The organism is Rhodococcus sp. KBS0724 (assembly GCF_005938745.2).
In the GTDB taxonomy this organism is placed as follows: domain Bacteria; phylum Actinomycetota; class Actinomycetes; order Mycobacteriales; family Mycobacteriaceae; genus Rhodococcus_F.
This window is the reverse complement of record NZ_VCBX02000001.1, coordinates 6,488,115-6,507,199: the sequence shown is the minus strand read 5'-3', so window position 1 is coordinate 6,507,199 and position 19,085 is coordinate 6,488,115. Positions and strand designations below refer to the sequence as shown.

General features: G+C 60.7%; 19 protein-coding genes. 5 read left to right on the top strand and 14 right to left on the bottom strand.

What is annotated here, in order from left to right; all coding sequences use genetic code 11:
- Positions 1-5: 5 nt before the first annotated feature.
- From FFI94_RS30015 to FFI94_RS29995, 6 genes are all read right to left on the bottom strand, one after another.
- On the bottom strand, positions 6-1,247 hold the full coding sequence (locus FFI94_RS30015; RefSeq protein WP_138871046.1) for a M23 family metallopeptidase: 1,242 nt from the start codon (positions 1,245-1,247) through the stop codon (positions 6-8).
- A 262-nt stretch (positions 1,248-1,509) separates the two neighbouring features.
- Complete coding sequence (locus tag FFI94_RS33865) at positions 1,510-1,680, bottom strand: hypothetical protein (protein WP_185993349.1); 171 nt, start codon at positions 1,678-1,680, stop codon at positions 1,510-1,512.
- 107 nt (positions 1,681-1,787) lie between these two features.
- Complete coding sequence (locus tag FFI94_RS30010) at positions 1,788-4,016, bottom strand: MMPL family transporter (protein ID WP_138871045.1); 2,229 nt, start codon at positions 4,014-4,016, stop codon at positions 1,788-1,790.
- Between the two features lie 154 nt (positions 4,017-4,170).
- Complete coding sequence (locus FFI94_RS30005) at positions 4,171-4,830, bottom strand: response regulator transcription factor (RefSeq protein ID WP_138871044.1); 660 nt, start codon at positions 4,828-4,830, stop codon at positions 4,171-4,173.
- On the bottom strand, positions 4,827-5,999 hold the full coding sequence (locus FFI94_RS30000) for a sensor histidine kinase (protein WP_185993348.1): 1,173 nt from the start codon (positions 5,997-5,999) through the stop codon (positions 4,827-4,829). The genes FFI94_RS30005 and FFI94_RS30000 overlap by 4 nt, the downstream gene beginning before the upstream one ends.
- A gap of 64 nt (positions 6,000-6,063) precedes the next feature.
- The gene (locus FFI94_RS29995; protein WP_138871042.1) at positions 6,064-6,912 is read right to left on the bottom strand and encodes a mycofactocin-coupled SDR family oxidoreductase; all 849 of its coding nucleotides are present in this window, start codon (positions 6,910-6,912) and stop codon (positions 6,064-6,066) included.
- Positions 6,913-7,252: 340 nt separating this feature from the next.
- Here FFI94_RS29995 and FFI94_RS29990 point away from each other — a divergent pair, with 340 nt between their 5' ends.
- The 3 genes from FFI94_RS29990 (at position 7,253) to FFI94_RS29980 (ending at position 9,833) form a co-directional block, all read left to right on the top strand.
- Positions 7,253-7,717 (top strand): hypothetical protein, encoded by a 465-nt coding sequence (locus tag FFI94_RS29990; RefSeq protein ID WP_138871041.1) that lies wholly within the window; start codon positions 7,253-7,255, stop codon positions 7,715-7,717.
- 112 nt (positions 7,718-7,829) lie between these two features.
- Positions 7,830-8,459, top strand: coding sequence for a class I SAM-dependent methyltransferase (locus tag FFI94_RS29985; protein ID WP_138873500.1), 630 nt, complete (start codon positions 7,830-7,832; stop codon positions 8,457-8,459).
- A gap of 345 nt (positions 8,460-8,804) precedes the next feature.
- The gene (locus tag FFI94_RS29980) at positions 8,805-9,833 is read left to right on the top strand and encodes a nitronate monooxygenase family protein (protein ID WP_138871040.1); all 1,029 of its coding nucleotides are present in this window, start codon (positions 8,805-8,807) and stop codon (positions 9,831-9,833) included.
- Positions 9,834-9,864: 31 nt separating this feature from the next.
- On the opposite strand, the gene FFI94_RS29975 is transcribed toward FFI94_RS29980, so the two are convergent.
- Genes FFI94_RS29975 through FFI94_RS29960 form a run of 4 tightly spaced genes read right to left on the bottom strand, consistent with a single transcriptional unit; the run spans position 9,865 to position 13,911 of the window.
- On the bottom strand, positions 9,865-10,665 hold the full coding sequence (locus tag FFI94_RS29975; RefSeq protein ID WP_138871039.1) for an MBL fold metallo-hydrolase: 801 nt from the start codon (positions 10,663-10,665) through the stop codon (positions 9,865-9,867).
- Complete coding sequence (locus FFI94_RS34435; RefSeq protein WP_138871038.1) at positions 10,665-12,221, bottom strand: zinc-binding dehydrogenase; 1,557 nt, start codon at positions 12,219-12,221, stop codon at positions 10,665-10,667. The genes FFI94_RS29975 and FFI94_RS34435 overlap by 1 nt, the downstream gene beginning before the upstream one ends.
- 27 nt (positions 12,222-12,248) lie before the next feature.
- Positions 12,249-12,809, bottom strand: coding sequence for an ester cyclase (locus tag FFI94_RS29965; RefSeq protein WP_138871037.1), 561 nt, complete (start codon positions 12,807-12,809; stop codon positions 12,249-12,251).
- A gap of 13 nt (positions 12,810-12,822) precedes the next feature.
- Positions 12,823-13,911 (bottom strand): hypothetical protein, encoded by a 1,089-nt coding sequence (locus FFI94_RS29960; protein ID WP_138873499.1) that lies wholly within the window; start codon positions 13,909-13,911, stop codon positions 12,823-12,825.
- A gap of 103 nt (positions 13,912-14,014) precedes the next feature.
- On the opposite strand from FFI94_RS29960, the gene FFI94_RS29955 reads away from it, so the two are divergent.
- Together FFI94_RS29955 and FFI94_RS34430 are read left to right on the top strand one after the other, a co-directional pair.
- Positions 14,015-14,698 (top strand): TetR/AcrR family transcriptional regulator C-terminal domain-containing protein, encoded by a 684-nt coding sequence (locus FFI94_RS29955; protein WP_138871036.1) that lies wholly within the window; start codon positions 14,015-14,017, stop codon positions 14,696-14,698.
- A 45-nt stretch (positions 14,699-14,743) separates the two neighbouring features.
- A complete protein-coding gene (locus FFI94_RS34430; protein WP_260684432.1) occupies positions 14,744-15,091 on the top strand; it encodes a hypothetical protein in 348 nt (115 codons plus the stop codon).
- A gap of 355 nt (positions 15,092-15,446) precedes the next feature.
- Here FFI94_RS34430 and FFI94_RS29945 read toward each other — a convergent pair whose 3' ends face one another.
- The 4 genes from FFI94_RS29945 to FFI94_RS29930 form a co-directional block, all read right to left on the bottom strand.
- Positions 15,447-15,926: a hypothetical protein gene (locus tag FFI94_RS29945; protein ID WP_138871035.1), complete on the bottom strand. Its 480-nt coding sequence runs from the start codon at positions 15,924-15,926 to the stop codon at positions 15,447-15,449.
- Positions 15,927-15,968: 42 nt separating this feature from the next.
- Positions 15,969-16,343 carry a VOC family protein gene (locus FFI94_RS29940; protein WP_138873498.1) on the bottom strand — a complete coding sequence of 125 codons (375 nt, stop codon included), beginning with the start codon at positions 16,341-16,343 and terminating at the stop codon, positions 15,969-15,971.
- Between the two features lie 43 nt (positions 16,344-16,386).
- The gene (locus tag FFI94_RS29935) at positions 16,387-18,222 is read right to left on the bottom strand and encodes an acyl-CoA dehydrogenase (RefSeq protein WP_138871034.1); all 1,836 of its coding nucleotides are present in this window, start codon (positions 18,220-18,222) and stop codon (positions 16,387-16,389) included.
- 136 nt (positions 18,223-18,358) lie between these two features.
- Positions 18,359-19,045, bottom strand: coding sequence for an SDR family oxidoreductase (locus tag FFI94_RS29930; RefSeq protein WP_138871033.1), 687 nt, complete (start codon positions 19,043-19,045; stop codon positions 18,359-18,361).
- Positions 19,046-19,085 lie beyond the last annotated feature (40 nt).

Genomic DNA, 19,085 nt, shown 5'->3' with positions numbered 1-19,085 from the left:
TCTCCTTACTTGGGAAAGTTGACGACATCCGAATTGAGGGGAAGCTGATCGGTGCGCTCTCCCGCATCCGGCCCCTTCACGAGGGCATCTGTGGCCGTCGAGCCCACGAATGTGAAGCCGTCGATCTCGTAAGGGACGTTGTCGCTAGACAGAGGGGTCGGGGCTCGAGAGATATGGAAGTGCAGATGAACCTCGGAGGTATTTCCCGAGTTGCCCAAGTTTCCGATCACGTCACCACGCGAAACGGTGTCGCCGACTTTCACCGACGCCGATCCCGGAATCATGTGCGCATAGAAGGCGTAGTTGCCGTTGCCGATATCGATGATCGCGTAGTTGCCGCCGAGCTGATCGAACGTGAGGTTCGGATTGACGTGGTGCGGTGGCTCGTCCTTCTTATTCGATACCACTGAAACAACGGTGCCGTCGGCGACCGCCAACAGCGGTGCGTCGTAGGCGAAGTAGTCCTCGTTCTTCGATCCGTCACCGTCGCTGGAACTCAGCTCTGGCTTATTCACATCGATACGCATCCAGTCGACGGCGTAACGCTCGGTTCCGCTGATCCGTCCGCCCACCGCCATCATGGCTCCGCGGTGTGATGTGATCACGCAACATCCGTTGGCAGCTACCCAACCATCACCGGCGAGCGGTGGTCCGATCTTCACGGGCGATCCCGTGCCTGTCGTGACGGCTCCGCCGATCTGAGTCACGGTGTCCGGATACCTCGCATTGAGCCCTGAATCCTGCGTGATGAAAGGGCCATACGTAGTGACCAGTCGGTGGGTCACCTCAGCCGGTACGTCGGCGCGGGTGTCGTAGATGCCGTCGAGAACCAACACAACAGTGCCCCCGACCGGGATGTCGGTGACCGGCGCCGCTTCGAAATTCGCCAACGGGAATGTCCGAGCGAGCACTTCGTCTTTGGTCAGGCTCGCCACCACTTCGCCGTCCGGCCCACCTGCCAGCGTGTCGAGCGCGGTGATCGTTGCGGGCCGAGGCGACAGGTTGAGCACCGATATTTCATAGGCGACATGGACCTTGCCGTCGGTTCCGGTCACCGGAATCGGTTCCGGACCGATTGTCGTAATGACAAGTGGCGCCATCACATCGGCATCAATCGGGTAGCCGGGAGGGATGCCGCCTCGGGTGTCGTCGGCGGATGCTGTCGCCGATTCGGTGGAATCGGCAGCTGACGAGCAGGCCGCCAGTAGCGCGGCACATGCAACGAGGACTAGCGAGGCTTTACGCATGGGTCGTGTCCTTTATCGATAGGTAGTTCCGCGCCGCCTTCAATCAGCCAATTCCAGTGCAGTCGTCGTCACGAATTCGAGAGCAGACCCAGATGTGCCGGGCCAGTGATTTGTTTGAGCATATGCACGAAATACCAGTTTCATCAATGCATTTTGAATCTGGACATCATTTTTCACCCTCTGTTTCACCCCCTACTTCACCCTCGGATTTGCCCGCACAGCGCGAGAAATTGACGATCCGGCGACAACCCGTGGGGAATATTCAATCAACGACTCTTGGGACTTCTCGCGACACGAGGACCAACTGTGCGCGCGTCAGTTCCACGAGCGCCGAACTGATCGGAGTCGGGTAGCTGGCGTAGAGATCAGCAGCTGCCTTCAGCTCCTCCAGCGATATCTCGACTTGAAGAATCGCACTGAGCAAATTTGTCATTCGCACACAATCGTCTTCCATCTTCCCTCCTGAAGTGCTTGGCGTTCGATCCCGCGGAGGCGGCTCGATGCCGCCCCCCCGCGAAATACACTGTCAAGCAGCCGTTGTCACGGAACCAGCACCGATCTTTGCTCCGAACTTTCCTCGGATTCCGCGTCGGAATGATCGTCGAGTGCACGGCCTTCGACGTCGAGGTCGGGAATGATCTTGTCGAGCCAGCGCGGGAGCCACCATGCGCTCTTACCCAATAGGGCAAGCATCGCCGGCATCAAGACCATACGAATGATGAATGCGTCCGCGATGACTCCGACCACCAACCCGAATGCGATCGATGCCGCGACCGCCATCGTGCTGGTTGCAAAACCGGCGAACACGAACACCATGATCGCCGCTGCCGCCACCAGAACAGGTCCTGAGGTTTTGAAGCCGGATACCACCGCATCCTTGGGGGAGAGCCCTCTACTGTGCATTTCCTGGATGCGGGAGACCAGGAACACCTGGTAGTCCATCGCCAAACCGAACAGGACGCCGACGAGAATGATCGGAAGGACGCTGAGCATCGGATCACCCTGCGGTGCAGGAATGATCGCATCCAACCAGCCCCACTGGAACACCGCGACACTGCCACCGAATGCGGCGCCGACCGAGAGCAGGTATCCGAGTGTGGCGATCAACGGTACGAGCAAGGATCGGAACATGATGGTCAGTAGCACGAAGGACAGAAGGACGATAACGACTACATATTTGATCAACGCTTGGTGCAGTGCGCCGTCCATGTCGATGCCGATTGCGCTCTCGCCAGTCACTTCGAGATGAACACCAGGCGCAATGTCGGCTCGGTCCCGAATTTCGTCGACCAGGTTCTCGGTGCTCTCGTCGATAGGTCCACCCGTTGGTACAAGTCGGAACAATGCCGCCGTCCCGTCTGCGCTGATTACGCCCGGATCGACGCTTTGCACACCGTCGAGCTCGGCGAGTTGTGATTGCACCGCAGCGGTATTCGTTGCGGCGCCCTCGCCCTCGGCGATCACCATCAACGGACTCTGGATGCCGCCGAACTCTTCGACGATCAGATCGTAGGCATGGCGCTGCGTAGACGAAGGATCAAGACCGCCGGGAACGTTCTGCGCGGTTTTCATTCCGAGCATCGGAATAGCCACGAGCAGAAGGACGCCGATGCCCGCGACGATCGAGATGACCGGTCGCCGCACCAGGAATCCGACCCAGGCTGCGAAGAATGCGCCACTGCGGTGCTTTTCACCATCAGTATGCGAGCCGACTGCAGGCACGCCTGCGGCGATGTGGCGTTCTTTGCGTGGCAACGCCCGTAGGCCCAAGGTGCGCATCAACACCGGCAACAAGGTCAGTGACATCAGTACTGCGACAAGAACTCCGAACGCGCCGCCCATGCCCATGTCGGTGATGAAGCTGATTCCGACCACACTCAATCCGGCCAGTGCGATGATCACTGTCAGGCCGGCGAACACGACTGCCGTTCCGGCTGTGCCGACTGCGCGCGCCACCGCACTCTCGATCGTGTGCCCCGCGCGTAGTTCGGCCCGGAACCTGGTGAGGATGAAGAGGCTGTAGTCGATACCGACAGCCAAACCGAGCATGGTGCCCAGGGTGATGGTGGTCGGTTCGATCGGACTGATCGTGCCGTACGCAAGGACTCCCACGGTGCCGACCGCGACACCGCTCAGGGCCACAAGCATGTTCGCGCCTGCGGCGAGAAGTGAACCGAAGGTGAGAAACAGGACGACAAAGGCGACGAGGATGCCCGCAATCTCACCGATGCCGCCCACTGAGGTCGCCGGTTCGAAGAGTTGCCCTCCGACTTCTGCCTCCAAGGTGCCGGGGGCGTTTTCCGCGACTGCTACGACAGCGTCGTAGGCGGCATGCTGCTGATCATCGTCCATCGCAGCGAAAGTCAGAGTCGAGACGACGGTTGACTTGTCCACTGAAACAAAGGGATTCGACGAGTCGAAAGGATCGCTGACCGTGACGACATCCGCGACCGCCGCAGCGGCGCCGAGTACATCGTCGATCTGACTCCTGACACCGGGATCCGTTACGCTGGCTCCGCCAGCTGTCTGCAGCACCAACTGCAAACTGCCCGGGGATCTTTCGGGCTGATCCGATGGAAACTGCTCGTTCATCACCGCCATTGCCTGCGATGCTCGGGTATCCGGAATCGAGGCAGACGCACTCTCGTCCGAGGACCCGCCCGAGACCAACACTCCGGTCAACGCAAACAATGCGACAAGCCAGGCGAGGACTACAACGAGTCGGTGGCGGGCGCTGAATCGCCCGATCCACGCTAATGTGAGTGGCATAATTCTCCTACAGGAAAGTGAAAACATCTCGCGCACAGCAATACACGCGAAGTGGACTGTTTCAGTTTCCCTGCGGAACGTCCCAAAGTCGTCGTACATCGGGACCGAAAAAACTACTGCAAATGTAGTAGAACCGACGCAACACGGCGTCCGATCAGGCGAGCAACCCGGCCTGATATGCAAACGCGATCAACTGCGCCCGATCCCGAGCACCCACCTTGGCCATCGCGCGATTGGCATGAGTCTTCACGGTGAACGGAGACACGAACATGACGGTGGCAATTTCGGTATTGCTCTTGCCTTCAGCCGCAGCGATTACCACCTCACGCTCACGAGGAGTAAGCGCAGCGAACCGAGCAGCCAGCGCCGTGTCCACTGCTCGCGCGGGTTGTTCGGAGACATGAGTGATTACCGACGCTGCCGCTGAACCCGACAGCGCACCACCACCACTGGAAACTGCCTCGATACCCGCAGCCAATTCGGTGGGACTGACAGATTTGCTCAGGAACCCGTTCGCGCCGGCTTGCAGTGCTGTCAGCACTGTCGCATCGTGATCGAACGTTGTCAGCACCACAATCTTCATTGTCTCTGTCGGTGCGAATTCGCGTATGCGCCGAATTGTTTCCACCCCATCGATGCCCGGCATACGAATATCCATCAGAATGACGTCGATCTGGTCGGTCTTCGCCACCTCGACTGCCTGGTACCCGTCGGCGACGTCGGCGACGACTTCGATACGGTCATTCGCGGCGAGGATGGCACGTAGGCCTTGGCGAATCATTTCCTGGTCGTCGACAATCATCACTCGGATCATCGGATCGACCTGCCGTGGATGGGTACAGTCGCTGTCACTGTGAACATCGTTTCGTCGCCTCCGATATCGAGCACACCACCAGCAGATGTCGCACGCTCACGCATCCCCACCAAACCGTAGCCTTCGCCCGGCAGATTTCTTGATCCGGTACTGCTGCGTCGATTGGTTACCGCGGCGACGATGAAACCTGCTGCGGATTTGATCGCCAGGTCGACGTCGCTGTTGCCGTGTCGATGCGCGTTGGTCAGCGCTTCCTGCACAATTCGATAGATTGCCGTGTCGACAGTTGGATCCAATTTATCTACAACTGTGTCGATTTCGGCATTGACCTTCAAACCGATCCGTCGGTAGGAGTCGATCAGCCCGGAGATCTGATCCACTCCCGGTACGGGTTGAGTTTGATCTTCGACAGCGCTCGAACCGCCGCGTAGAACTTGGAGAATGCTCTGAGTCTCACGAAGCACCGCTGTGACGCCGGCGCGGGCCGCGTCGAGTGCGTCCCGTGAACGCTGCGAATCAGGAGGCAGATTTACTTCAGCCACACCAAGATTCATGTTCACTACGGCGATTTCATGTCCGACCATGTCGTGGAGATCGCGAGCGATCCGCACACGTTCTTCTGCGACACGACGATTCGTTTCACTCTCACGCGCGGCAATCGCGTCCAGTGCACGTTCTTCGAGTGCCTTCCAGTACCGGTCGCGGTTTCGCACTGCGTTGCCCGCTGCAGCCGCTGCTATCGCGGAAGCGAATCCTGCAATGGCGGCTGCGTCGAAAAATCCGGCCGAGTTCGCGTATACGGAGGCTGCGTAGGCCACTGATCCTGCGGCCAGTCCGGCGCCGAGTCCGGACGTCCCACGCAGTGTCAGGGAGAAGACGGTGAAGACCGCAACAGTCCACGGCACCAGAGGATCCCAGAAGACCGCATCGATTACCGAACCTGCCAGCACAACAATCAAACCGGCCCATGAGTAGCGCCGCGATATCGCGACACCTAGGGCGGTGACCGCGATCGCGACGTACCCACCGAGCGGTGCGGCCTCGACGACCATCCGATACGCCTCGGTGCATACGGCAAGTATCGAGACCACCAGCGCTATCCGGTCCAGAGTTGAGGCCTGCCGGAACCACGGACGCCGGATGAGGTGTTCGAAATCGAGCAAGGACATAGTCGCCATTCTCCCCCGGTTAGTGATGCCGAGGACCACAACACTGTCGGTGGTACGCCGACCGTCAGCGGTTGGTGCGTCCAAGGTCTACGGGCAGTTGGATGCCGGTGACGTGGCGGGCTTCGTTGGACGCGATCCAGGCGACGGCTGCTGCGATGTCTTCGGACTGGCTGACCTGGTCGGGAAGGCTTCCCATGAAAAGCAATCCGAGGTCCGGGCGTGTCTCCATCTTTTGATGCAGTTCAGGGACTGTGAGACCGGTAGCGACGCCGTGGGGATGGACGGTGTTGACGCGAATTCGATATTTCGCCAGTTCGTTGGCCATCGTCTTCGCCAGGCCTGTTACCCCGTGCTTGGCCGCTGCGTAGTCACCGAGAAACGGAAGGCCTTTCAGTCCGGCGACCGAACTTGTGAAGACGATTGCGCCGCCGGTCGCCTGTTCGATCAAGATAGGCACCGTCGCTTTGGCGGTGTAGAAGGCACCGTGCAAGTTGTTGTCGATGGTCGCATGCCAGTGATCGAGGTCGATTTCCCAGGACAGGGAGGCGGTGGTCATGCCTGCATTGGCGACGACCACATCGAGTCTGCCCAGTTCGCCGACTCCGTGTTCGACCGCGGCTTTGAGGGCGTCGAAATCGGTAATGTCGGTGATGCTTGTGATGATCCGCCGGCCGTGCTGCTTGACCAGCCGCACTGTTTCCTCGAGGTCTTCTGTTGTGGCGCCGGCATATTCGGTGGTGGGCAGGTCTGCGCAGATGTCGAGGGCGATGATGTCTGCGCCTTCAGCGGCGAAGCGGACTGCTTCGGCGCGGCCTTGCCCGCGGGCTGCTCCGGTGATGAAGACGACCTTGCCTTCGTAGCGGCGGGCGTTGGGTGTGTCGGGGATCGGTGCTTCGGGTATCTCGGCGGCCATCGGTCACTCCTCAGGTGGATTGTCTGCCTGCACGGGCGCTTCTGCGCGCTGTCCCACTCACTCGTGCGCTGCGGTTGCCTTACCGATGATGCCGCGCACATCCGAAGCGCGAATCGTCCAGATGGATCAACTTCGACTACTACATTTGCAGTAGATGTGAAGCTTTTTGCCGGGTGGTGTCTGCAGATCTTGCATCGCTGTCTCCAGTGAGATCGGTGACCGAGCTGCCGTACCTCTGGATGGCTGCCCTCTTTCGCAACGCTCGCGAGAGTGGTGTGCTGGATGAGTCACCTTTCGGTTTTGGGACCGGAGCGGATTTTCCAAGTTCAAGGAAGGCGCCATGACCACGATCCATCTTCACGAGACGACCACCGCGACGCCAGAGCAGGTTCTTGCCGGCCTGACCGACTTCGGCCCGGGGCGCGAGGAAATCTTCGGCCGCAGCGCAGACAGCTACCTCAAAGTGCACCACGAAGGCCCGCATGACGCTGATGTCACGGAGGGCTCTAGCGGCATCTGGGAACGCCTGCACTACGACTGGACCGACCCACATCGCGTCGTGATGACGACCACCGACTCCAACTTGTGGGGCGGTGCCTCAGGCCACACCTACACGCTCACGCAGCAGCCCACGGGGATTACCGACGTAGATGCCGTCGTGGTCCGCGATGGCAAGAACCTGAAGGGACGGCTTCTTGCATCAGTACTCGGGCTTTTCGGTACCCGCGTGCTGGGAAAGCAGTTCACGAAGTCCATCGAGGCGATCGAAGCACGCAATGGCGGCGCGAACGGAGAGAACAAGTAGACATAAGAAGCATGATCTGAAGGGCGGCAGGAGGATTCGTTCCGATCGGCGCGTTGCCGTTGAAGATCGGTGCACATCGACGATCATTGGCGACGTGGAGAACTCGAGAGAAATGCACCGCGATGTCGTCCGAGAGTCGTATTCGGCCAGATCTCAGGAGTACATGGATCTCTTCGGCTCCATAGATTCGACGCACCCATCCGATCAGGCACTGATGGCCAGCTGGGCCACCACCCTGACAGGTGCCGTGCTCGATGCTGGGTGCGGGCCGGGGCAGTGGACAGACTTCTTGGCCCAGTGCGGACTGGTTGTGAGCGGGATCGATCTGGTTCCTCAATTCGTTGAACGAGCCCGCGTGCAGTACCCGGATCTTTCCTTCGAAGTCGGGGCATTCGAAGCATTGGACGCCGCGACAGAATCAATGGGTGGCGTGCTGTCCTGGTACTCGCTCATCCACCACAATCCGCACGATATCGAGGTGCCGATCGCGGAATTCGCACGCGTGATTCGTCCCGGTGGTGGATTGCTGGTTGGCTTCTTCAACGGCGCAACCGTAGAGGCCTTTGATCACGCGGCGACGACTGGCTATCGATGGTCGGTGGCCGAACTCAGCCAAGTACTGGTCACGGCGGGCTTCGAAGTGATCGAGACATATACTCGAACGGGGAGCGGTTACCGGCCCCACGGCGCAATCATTGCACGGCGGCGGAGCGGTGAGGACACGCCTGAGATCGACGGTTAAACGTCGAGAAGGCGAAACGGGATCAGAAGACCACCCGATCCGTGACAGCACGCCCCCACCCGGTATTTCGGCAGTGTCAGGTCCGGATGCGTGGATCTGTCGCCATGACGCACCGGCCACTTCAGGCAACAGGTACTCGACTTGCTCCAAGGTCTGGCGCCACCTTCTCGACCGACTCCGGCCGTCGTCCTGACCGTGGCAGTCGCTGCCGCAGCAGTGCGGTTCCGATTCCTTTCCGATCTCGAGGCGGACCCTCGGACGGCCACGCCGAATGAGGAGGTAGTTTTTGATGTCAGATGATGAAACCGCCGGAGCACTATCCGTCGTAGGACTGGAGATGTTCGAATGAGTGCACTCACAAACGATCTCAATCTGAAGGTGCCCGTCATCGGGGCCCCTATGGCAGGCGGTGCGTCAACACCGGCTCTTGTCGCAGCCGCCTCTCGTGCTGGCAGTCTCGGCTTCCTCGCCGCCGGATACAAGACGCCACAGGCCCTGGCCGACCAGATCGACACTGTGCGCACCGAGGGAGTTCCGTTCGGTGTCAATATCTTTGCGCCCAACCCGGTGCCGGTCGACGCCGACGCTTTCCGAACCTATGCCAGGGCGATCCAGGTCGAGGCGGATCGTTACGGCGTCATTCTTGCCCAGGGCGAACCGGTCGAAGACGACGACTATTTCGAGGACAAGATCGATCTGCTCCTGGCCAACCCGGTTCCGGTGGTCAGCTTCACTTTCGGCATTCCTGGGCCCGCGGTGATCAAGGCGCTGCGTGCTGCTGGCTCTCTTGTCGTACTGACGGTAACCTCTGCGGATGAGGCCGACCTTGCCGTCGATGCAGGGGCTGATCTCCTTGTCGCCCAAGCGTCTGCCGCTGGTGGCCACTCCGGAACGTTGACGCCCCAGCAGATTCCGGCTGACGTGCCGATCGCTGACTTGATCGCGCAGATCCGCCGTCGCACGGCTGTTCCACTGTTGGCGGCTGGTGGATTGGCGACCTCCGCCGACGTCGCAGCGGCATTACGCGCCGGAGCAGAGGCCGCGGTAGTCGGTACTGTGCTGCTGCGTACCGAGGAGAGCGGCGCTTCGGCTACTCACAAGGCAGCTCTGGCCGACGCTTCTCGCGGAAACACCGTAGTTACACGCGCTTTCACGGGTCGTCCCGCTCGTGCTCTCCGGAACGAGTTCATCGACCGTTACGACGCACAGGCGCCGATCGGATATCCGGCCATCCATCACCTGACCAACCCGATGCGTAAAGCTGCGGTGGCCCACAGTGATCCGGAGCGAATGCACCTGTGGGCCGGCACCGGCTACCGCCACGCCACCGTGGAACCAGCAGCGGCAGTGCTCACGCGATTGGCCAACTACTGATATCTCCACTCCGTTCCTGGGCTCCAGTCGACTAGCGACCGTTGCGTAATTGGGCAGTCTTCAGGAGTGTTGGGTCGTGGGCGTTGACCAGGACCAGGTTGGGGTCCTTTGCCGTCCATATCTCCTCGAGGCGTTCGTGATTGGCTTGTACTCGTTCCCAATCTTGGGCAATGATTCGTTCCATCATCCGTAATGCCAAGGGCGGCTTGACTGTGCCGTCGACTTGGCCGTGATGGTAGAAGGAATCGCCGGCGTGCAGTACCCAACGGTCGCCTGCATCCACGGCGACGCCGGCGTGCCCTCGACTGTGTCCGGGCAGGTTGACGAGGACGATGCCGGGTGAGATGTCGCTCAGTTCGGTCGCACCGGCGAAGCCTTTCCACGTGTCGGTTCGCAGCGACGAGTGCTGGGTCAGTCGTGGATGGTGCGCCCGTAAGGCAGGGAGGTATCGCCGTTTCTCGGTGGCTGTGAGTGGATGCAGCGCTGCGGTCGCCTCGGCGGTGGTGAGGTGGACGTGAGCATCGGGAAAGTCCGATAGTCCTCCGACGTGGTCTGCGTCGAAGTGAGTCAACACAATGTGTCGGACGTCAGCGGGATCGAGACCGAGGCGGGGTAGCTGCCGGAGAGCTGTCTCCTCGGGATCGAAGATAGGGCGGACGTAGAACCGTGCGGGTCCGAAGCGGTTCTTCGGGTCGACGGCATCTTGCAGTCCGAAGCCGGAATCGACGAGAACAAGGCCGTTGTCGGTCTCCACGACGATCACGTGACACACGAGACCGTCGGGTGTGCGTCGTGGATGCATTGTGCCGCAGTTGATGTGGTGGACTCGCATCAGTGTGCCGCTAGCATGTTGGGGTCGATGACCTGTAGGGGATTGGATCCATCCCAGTGAGCTGCCGCGAGCTTGACGTAGTCGAACAGTTGGGCTTTTGCTCCACCGAGGTCGGAGATCTCGACGCAGGTGCCGGGGTGGTGTTCGGTGTTGAGGTAGGCGAATCGTCCTGTAGGGCCGCCGAGTTGGCCTTCTTGGCCGACGGTGAAGCCTGCGGCGATGGCTTTGTCGTACAGCGTCTGGAAGTCCGATGACCAGTAGGCAAAGTGTTGGAGGCCTTCGTTGCCGGCCTCGAGGAAGTCCCGGTACATCGACGGCTCGTCGTTGACGGGGCAGATGACCTCGATCTGGATGTCGCCGCTGTTGGCGACCGCGACATCCATTGCCATTGCCGACGAAACTCCTTTGTATGTGAAGTTTTCCGGTTGCACACCTCGAAGGAGGAACCACGGTCCGATACCTGATGCAACAAACCCTTCCAGGGATGCATCGATGTCGCGAACAACGTAGCCGAGCTGCGCAATGCTTCCGAAAAAGTTAGCGACCGGTGCTCGCTGTGATTCGTCGTTGGGCCCATTCTCCGCGAAGGACAGCACGATCTTGCCCAGGGCGGCGTTGGCGCGCAGCCGTTCTGCAGCGTCGTGTGCGTCCTCCGCCGCATAGACACGGTCGATGTGAGGGGTGATTTTTCCGGCAGCCACGGCCGGCATGACTTCTGCGTTCAGTGCACTGCAGACTTCGGCGAGTTCGTCCTGGGTACGGACGCTGAAAGTGGTTCCGATGATGTTGATCCGTCGTAGCGCCACCTGATCGAGATCGAGGGCGGTCGCAGGTCCAGCCAGACGGCCGATATTGACGATTGATCCGCCGACCTTGGTGGCGGCGGGTAGGCGCCCGAACAGTTCGCCGCCGACGTGGTCCAGAACGATGTCGACTCCCGCGCCCTCGGTAGCGTCGAGTACGTGTTGGGTGAGATCTTCGGTGGCCGTGTCGATTGCAACGTCGGCTCCCAGATCCAGCAGAAGTTGTTTCTTGTCCGAACGTGTCGTAGTTGCGATGACCGTGCCGGCTCCGAGAGCCTTGGCGAGTTGAATCGCGCTGAGCCCGATCGCCGTCGTTCCACCAACGACCAGAACACTTTGGCCTGCCGAGAATCCTGCCCGGGTGAGGGCGTCATTCTCGGTTGCAAGCGCGACCGGTAGAGCGGCGGCATCTTCGAACGACAGGTGTTCGGGGATAGGGAGGACCATGCGCGGGTCGCAGAGTGCGTAGTCGGCGAAGGCGCCCATGGTGACTCCCATGACGCGGGTGCCGACGGGGAGGTGCGGAGCGAGTGGACTGGAGGTTTCGACGACGCCGGCGTACTCCATCCCTGCCGGGTAGACGTCGCCCTGCTTCATGTTCGGGTTGTATGTTCCTTCGAGCATGTACAGATCGGCCCGGTTCAAGGCCGCAGCCATCACTCGGACGCGAAGGGCGCCGAGCTTCATCTCCGGAATGTCACTGTCCTTCTTCATGGCCCAGTTGTCGTCGAGTCCACCGATGAGTGCGCGCATGTCTGGTTCTCCTGTGTTGTGAGCGTGTCAGTGGGACAGGTCGGGGGCGGTGGTATTCGTCAGGCGAGGATCCGGGGCGTCGCCTGACATGGACAGCAGGCCGACCGCTGCCCGTCCCAGCGTCAGTAGATCTTTGGGGTTCTTCTTGTCCAACGTCCCGAGGAGTTGTGACAACACAGTGAGCCGGTCGAAGTAGATTCGTTCGATCACGAGGTTTTCGTCTTCGTCGAAGATGAAGTAGGCATTCATGCGGGTGCGGTGTTTGCCTCCCGTGGGTGGGATCTTTCCATACGGTCCCAGTTGTGTTCCCAGAAGCCAGAATTCGACGATGACGGCGTCAACGCTGTGGCGGAAGGCAATGATTTCGTGGTCCTGGTCGGGAAACGCCACGCGTGTGTCGTTGTAGTAGCCGCGCACTTCGGCGTCACCGTCATGCACGATCATGCCGGCGATCAGTTCGTAGTGAGGGTGTGGGAACGTCTCGAGGACGTCGTCCCAGTCTTGGCGGACCTCGTCGTGGAAGTGGTCCAGCACCAATTTCTCTCGTGCGCGGAGTACGTCTTCGGGAGGGAGCGTGAAGCGTGACATGGGATCTCCTGTTTCAGGCGCGATGCGTAATGGATTGGTGCGAGAAGGTCGGTTTCGTTCCCGGAGCGGTCCACGTCGGGGTGAGTTCGCTCGAGGGGAAGAACTGGAGAAAGCGCGAGTCTTTCTGGCTGCGATCGACGATCGCCTTCTCGAGGATGACCGAGTTGTATTGATGTGCAGTCGTTTCGATGGTGTTTGCGTTGAGCACGACTTCTTGTTGCCATCGCGTGGACCAGCGCGCGATCCCCGGCATCGTCGAATGTTCGGGGGTCAGACATTCGGCGGCGATGACGTTCTCGCTGCTGGCCCAGATGCCGGTGGACGTGTTGAGTACCAGCGATTGATTCCCGAAGACGTGGCCGGGGGTCTTGATCAACGCGACACCCGGGCCGATCAGGACTGAGCCGTCGATCGGCGCGAATACGTTCGGATTCAGATCCGTATAGGACTCGGCTTGGTACCACGGCTTCTGGAGCGGGTGCAGATTGGACATTGCCAGAAGCTCGTCCCGCTGCACGATGACTTTCGCGTTGGGGAATATCGCCGGTGGGCGGCAGCCCAGATCTGTTTGGAAGGTGGAAGTGCCGACCCATCGGCGCAGGTCTTGTGTGTGCAAGTGATCGAATACGAGGTAGTCGACCTCGCTCGGATCGATACCGAGGCGTGCGAGGTGATCGACGACGCGCCCGTGCTCTGTCACCATGCGGTTGCCGATCATGGTGGGCGTGCGGCGGGTCAGTTCCGCGAAGTACGCGGTGTTGCGTCCGAGTTCGACATCGCTGGGTTCGAAGAGCAGAACTCGAGGCCGGCCGTCACTGTCATTCCAGCGAATGACCAACATGCGGTTGGTGATCGAGAGGAAAGGCGCGACGGCGCGTGATGCGCGAAACAGCCCGAATCGTGTCGGGTAGGGGAGTGAGACAAGGTCACATGTGTCGACCTGCGTCGGCGTTCCCGTTGCAGCGAACTCTTTTCGGAAGTCGGCGCCCCGGACGCGCGCCAGTTCGAGGTTCGATCCTGGATCGCCAGGTCCGTCGAAATCCAGCACATCGATTCTTCGTCCGATGTCGGTCGCCGTTGCTGTTATGCCTTGGATCGTCATGTCGCCTCCGCTGTGCATCATGAAACCCACAGTGTGGGTATCGTGCGTCACACCTTTATCCACGACGTGGGTATAAATGTCAAGAGGTGCAATACTGGCGACTATGAGCGATGCGACGGTTTCGCCGATTCGGCGTGGAAGGCCGCCTGCGGGGCGGGAGAGGTTGTCGCGTTCAGTCATCGTCGATGCCGCGATGTCAGTGATCGACGACGGTGGTCCGGAAGCAGTGAGCATGCGGACGGTTGCGCGCGAGCTCGGTGTTGATCCCAAGAGTCTGTACAACCATGTCCCGGGCAAAGAGGCGCTGCTCGACGCAGTTGTCGAGCGTGTTCTGGCGCGAATGGTCGTTCCGGTGCCGACGGGTGTGCTTGGGGATGACATCCTTGCTATCGCAAGGGAGTTTCGTCATGCTGCGCTGTCGAATCACCCACGAGCGGCGAGTTTGATTCTTGCCAGACCAATCGAGGCGTTGTCCACGCTCGAGCCACTCGATGCCGCGTTGTCGGTGCTGATGAACGCGGGCGCTTCACCCGAGGACGCTGTCCACGCAGTTCGTACGATGCTGGCATTCATGACCGGAACGCTTCTGCGCGAAGTTGATTCGGCTATGACACTCGCTTCGCGAAGTGGCTCGACCGCGGCCGCGCGTAGCGAGGCTCTGGCGAACGGCGGATTGCCGAATGTCCGGGCGGCGGCACAGTATCTTGCCGACATCGATCACAAACGTGAGTTCGAGTACGGATTGACTCTGTTGGTGGCGGCCTTCGAAGCGCGTCTGGCGCGGTAAACAACGATGGGAGCCCAAAGCGGCGTTCACGGTCGTGGGAGTGCAATGCCGGAGGTAGTGACGTACGACGGGTTGCCCAGGTCTGCAGGTGGTGCGCACTCGCTGCGAGCCAAGCGGCCTGACGAGGCATTTCAGCGCATGCAAAGGTTCGTCGAGGCCTGCACCGAACCGGCGTCGCAGTCGTGGAGGTTCGAGATCTACACAGGCGGACCGCCGGCGTCGACGGAGCAGTTGTCAACGCTCGCAACCGAACTCTTCGGCGGACCGCGCTTACGTTCGCAGACCCAGACGGAATGGAACGTTCCACCCGAATCCGTGAATCACGCGCTCGATGCGCTCATTGCCGTCGTACCGGTGCGGTCACAACTTACGGACGTTCCCTGGCTGCGCTGACCTGCAGCACGTCCGTTCGCCTTATCGACCCGAGCGCCAGCGCTCCGTACCCCGATGTCACTCCGGACGCATTCGGTCGCTTCACCGTTGACGGGTACGGCCGACTGTTGGGGGAATCGGGAATTCGCGCAACCCTCGGCAACGCTGCGTCTTCACTGTCCCTGTGGCTCAACCTGCCTGCAGACGAACGGTTGTCGCCCGGTGCTCGTCACCTACAAGACCATCTACCGTTCCGGCTGTCCGCGAAACACTGGCGTCTCTGGCGGCCGACCCGGAACGCAAACTCGTACCGTTCCAGCAAGATTCCGTCGCCGGTTGACGATCTGGTTTGAATCACGCAGCCAGCGTGCTCATCTCAAACAAGTGCGCCGATTTCGGTGACTACTCGATCGGAGCTGCGAACCACCCATACTGCGCGGCCGTCTCGAAATGACGGCATCAACAATCGGTTTTTTTCAATGGGCCACTGCACATAGGAAGGTCCGCCGGCCAGCTGATCCTGGACTTCTCCGGCGATCAGGGCTGTCAGCTTCGGCGTCGGTTGTTCGATGTGGGGCACTCCGAAGCTGAAGCCCTTCAGCGGGCTGGTTCCCGCGGTCTTATGCCGTGGCCGCGGGCCGGCGTCGAGCGCGAGGTGGCAGTAGCCGTCATCGAGCGTCGACACCGTCCACACGCAGTTCTGCATGTAGGTAGAAGGGCCGTGCCAGCGGCACTGCAGATCTCGGCCTACAGCTTGGCAGGCATCAACGAATTTCGCAGGGACGCCGTCTACGGCGTCCGGTCCCATGATTGGGAAGCTCCAGACGTCGACGTAATCGATTTCGGGCAGGTACATGCTTCACTCCCGTGTAACGCCTGAAAGCAGGAACGCTCAACGTCACGCAGTTGGCGGGTGTTCTGCAATGCAGAAGAGATTGCCTTCCGGGTCGGCCAAGGTTGTCCACTGAACATGAGGCACCTCGTCGAGCACGTCCCAGCGATGAGTTGCGCCGAGGGCTACCAATCGTTCGACCTCCGCTTGCCGCGAGCCCCACGGGACTGTGAGGTCCAGATGGATACCCTGGTGCTCCCGCGGCCGCGTCGACGGCTGAAAGAACATCGCGAATCCGCTTGTGCTCGATGGCGGCAAGTAGATGCTCTCGCCATTTCTGGAAGGCGTGGACCCGATGACCAGGGACCAGAATTCGGCCAGTTCGCCCGGGTTCGCGGCCTCGATGTTCACGGCTCCAAGACTGATCTGATGTTCCACCATCTCCGTCACACTACGGAGGTTTTGCACACTGCGGCGCTTTCTCCTAGAACGCCTCCTCATCGAGTTCCATGATCTCGTTGTCGATCGCGCCGAGGATTTCTTTCGTCGAGGACAGGATAGGCAGGACGTTCTTGGCGAAGTACGACGCGATGACGACCTTGCCCCGATAGAACGACTGGTCTTTTGCCGACGCTCCATGGTCCAACGCAGTCAACGCCACCTCTGCCTGGACGAGTAGTCGCCAGGCGATCAGCAAGTCGCCTACTGCGTACAGGAAGCGCACCGAGGCAAGGCCCACTTTGTACAGCTCGGACGGCTGCTCCTGGGAAGCCATCAGATAGCTGGTCAGTGTTCCCGCCATCGCCTGGACGTCGTTCAGGGCGGTTTCGAGCAATACCCGATCGGCCTTGAGTCGGCCGTTACCGGCACCGCTGTCGATGAACTGACGCACCTGACCGGCTACATGCGCGAGCGCAACGCCACGGTCGCGGGCGATCTTCCGAAAGAAGAAGTCCTGCGCCTGGATTGCTGTCGTGCCCTCGTAGAGCGTGTCGATCTTTGCATCGCGGATGTACTGTTCGATCGGATAATCCTGCAGATAACCGGAGCCGCCGAGGGTCTGCAGGCTCTCGGTGAGTAGCTCGTAGGCCTTCTCGGAGCCGACGCCTTTGACGATCGGCAGCAGTAGGTCGTTCACTCGCGCCGCCAATTCGGCGTCGGCACCGGAAACCAACTCGGCGACATCGGCATTCTGATGCGCTGCGGTGTACAGGTAGACCGCTCTGAGCCCCTCGGCGTATGCCTTCTGCATCGCCAGGCTGCGTCGCACGTCGGGGTGGTGGGTGATGGTCACGCGAGGTGCGGTTTTGTTTGTCAGTTCGGTGAGGTCTGCACCTTGCACGCGTTCCTTGGCGTAGGCGAGGGCGTTGAGGTACCCGGTAGAGAGCGTCCCAGCGGCCTTGGTGCCCACCATCATTCGGGCATTCTCGATCACCTGGAACATCTGGGCAATGCCGTTGTGCACATCGCCGACGAGCCAGCCCACCGCGGGTACGTCGGTGGCCCCGAACGTGAGCTCGCACGTCGGGGAAGACTTGAGGCCCATCTTGTGCTCGACGCCGGTGACGTACACGCCGTTGCGGTCACCGAGTTCGAGTGTCTCCGGCTGGAAGTGGAACTTCGGGACGTAGAACAGACTCAAGCCCTTGGTTCCGGGACCGGCGCCCTCAGGGCGGGCCAGCACCAGGTGGAAGAGGTTTTCGGCGGTGTCACCGACATCGCCGCCGGAGATGAACCGCTTGACGCCCTCGATATGCCAGGTTCCGTCGTCCTGCGCGATTGCCTTTGTCCGGCCCGCACCTACGTCAGATCCGGCGTCAGGTTCGGTCAGCACCATCGTGGCGGCCCAGCCGCGTTCGAATCCTTCTTTCGCCCAATGCTTTTGCTGGTCGTTCCCGATGGTGTAGAGCACGCTTGCCATCAGCGGGCCCATATTGAAAAAGCTCGCCGATCCGTTTGCCGCGACCAACATTTCGCCGATTGCCCAGACCAACGGCGCCGGAGCAGGTACACCACCGATGCCCTCCGGGAGCCCGAGCCTCGACCAGCCTGCCTCGTTCACGGCCGCGACGGTTTTGCGGAGCGGTTCCGGGACCACGACGGCGTGGTTCGGTGCATCGAATTCGACGGGGTGCCGATCCGCATCGGCGAAGGACGCGGCGACGGGGCCCTCCGCAAGCCGTGCGACTTCGGCGAGGATGTTGCGCACGGTATCGGTATCGAGGTCGCCGTAGGCGCCACCGTCCAGCAGTTCACCGATCCCGAGTACTTCGAACAAGTTGAACTCGATGTCGCGCACATTGCTCTTGTAGTGACCCATGATTCTCCGACCTCGGCTCGTCATCAGTACACAAGAAAGCCTGCCCCACAAAGATTTCAGTACGCAACCGTAGGTTGAACATGTGACCATGCGAGAGTTGACGGAAGTGGCATTGCTGCACGATAACGCGCGACGGCTACTCCGAATTCGGTGCAAACGCAAGATTTTGCTTGATATACCGAGTGGTGTCGTCTGCAAGGATCTCGAGTAGGTCTTTCTCGATGCCGTCCAAGGCCTGTGCGGCCACATCAGCTGGGTCGATCTTCTGCTCGGCGGGTACACCTGCCGCCATATCGGTGTCCATGTACGCAACGTGCAGTGCCGAGACGGCAATCCCACGCGGCGCCAGTTCTTCTCGAACGGCGTCCGTCATCGCCCACGCTGCTGCTTTGGCTGCGGCATAGGATCCGAGTGCCGCGGGGTGCAGCCAGGACAGTACGGATAGCACGTTGAGAACTGTTCCCCCGCTGTTGTTTTCGATGACAGGTGCGAAGGCGCGGGTCACGGCGAGTGGGCCGTAGAAATTCACGTCCATCTCGCGGCGCACTTCATCGATGCTGCCGGCAACCAACGGCGTCGAGGTGGAGATGCCTGCGTTGTTGACGAGCAGAGTCGCATCCGATGCGGTGCGGGCGGCAGCCGTGATCGACTCCTGGTCGGTTACGTCAAGCTGCAAGGGGATGACGCCGGGCAGATCGACTGTTTCCGGATTTCGCGCCGCTGCGTACACCTTGGCTCCCCGCTCCACGAGCCCTGCGGCCAGATGCCGTCCGAGCCCCCTGTTGGCGCCGGTCACGACAGCAACTGCATTGTTCAGATCCATGATGTCTCCCAGGGTTGAGGTACGTCTCCCGATTTAGATT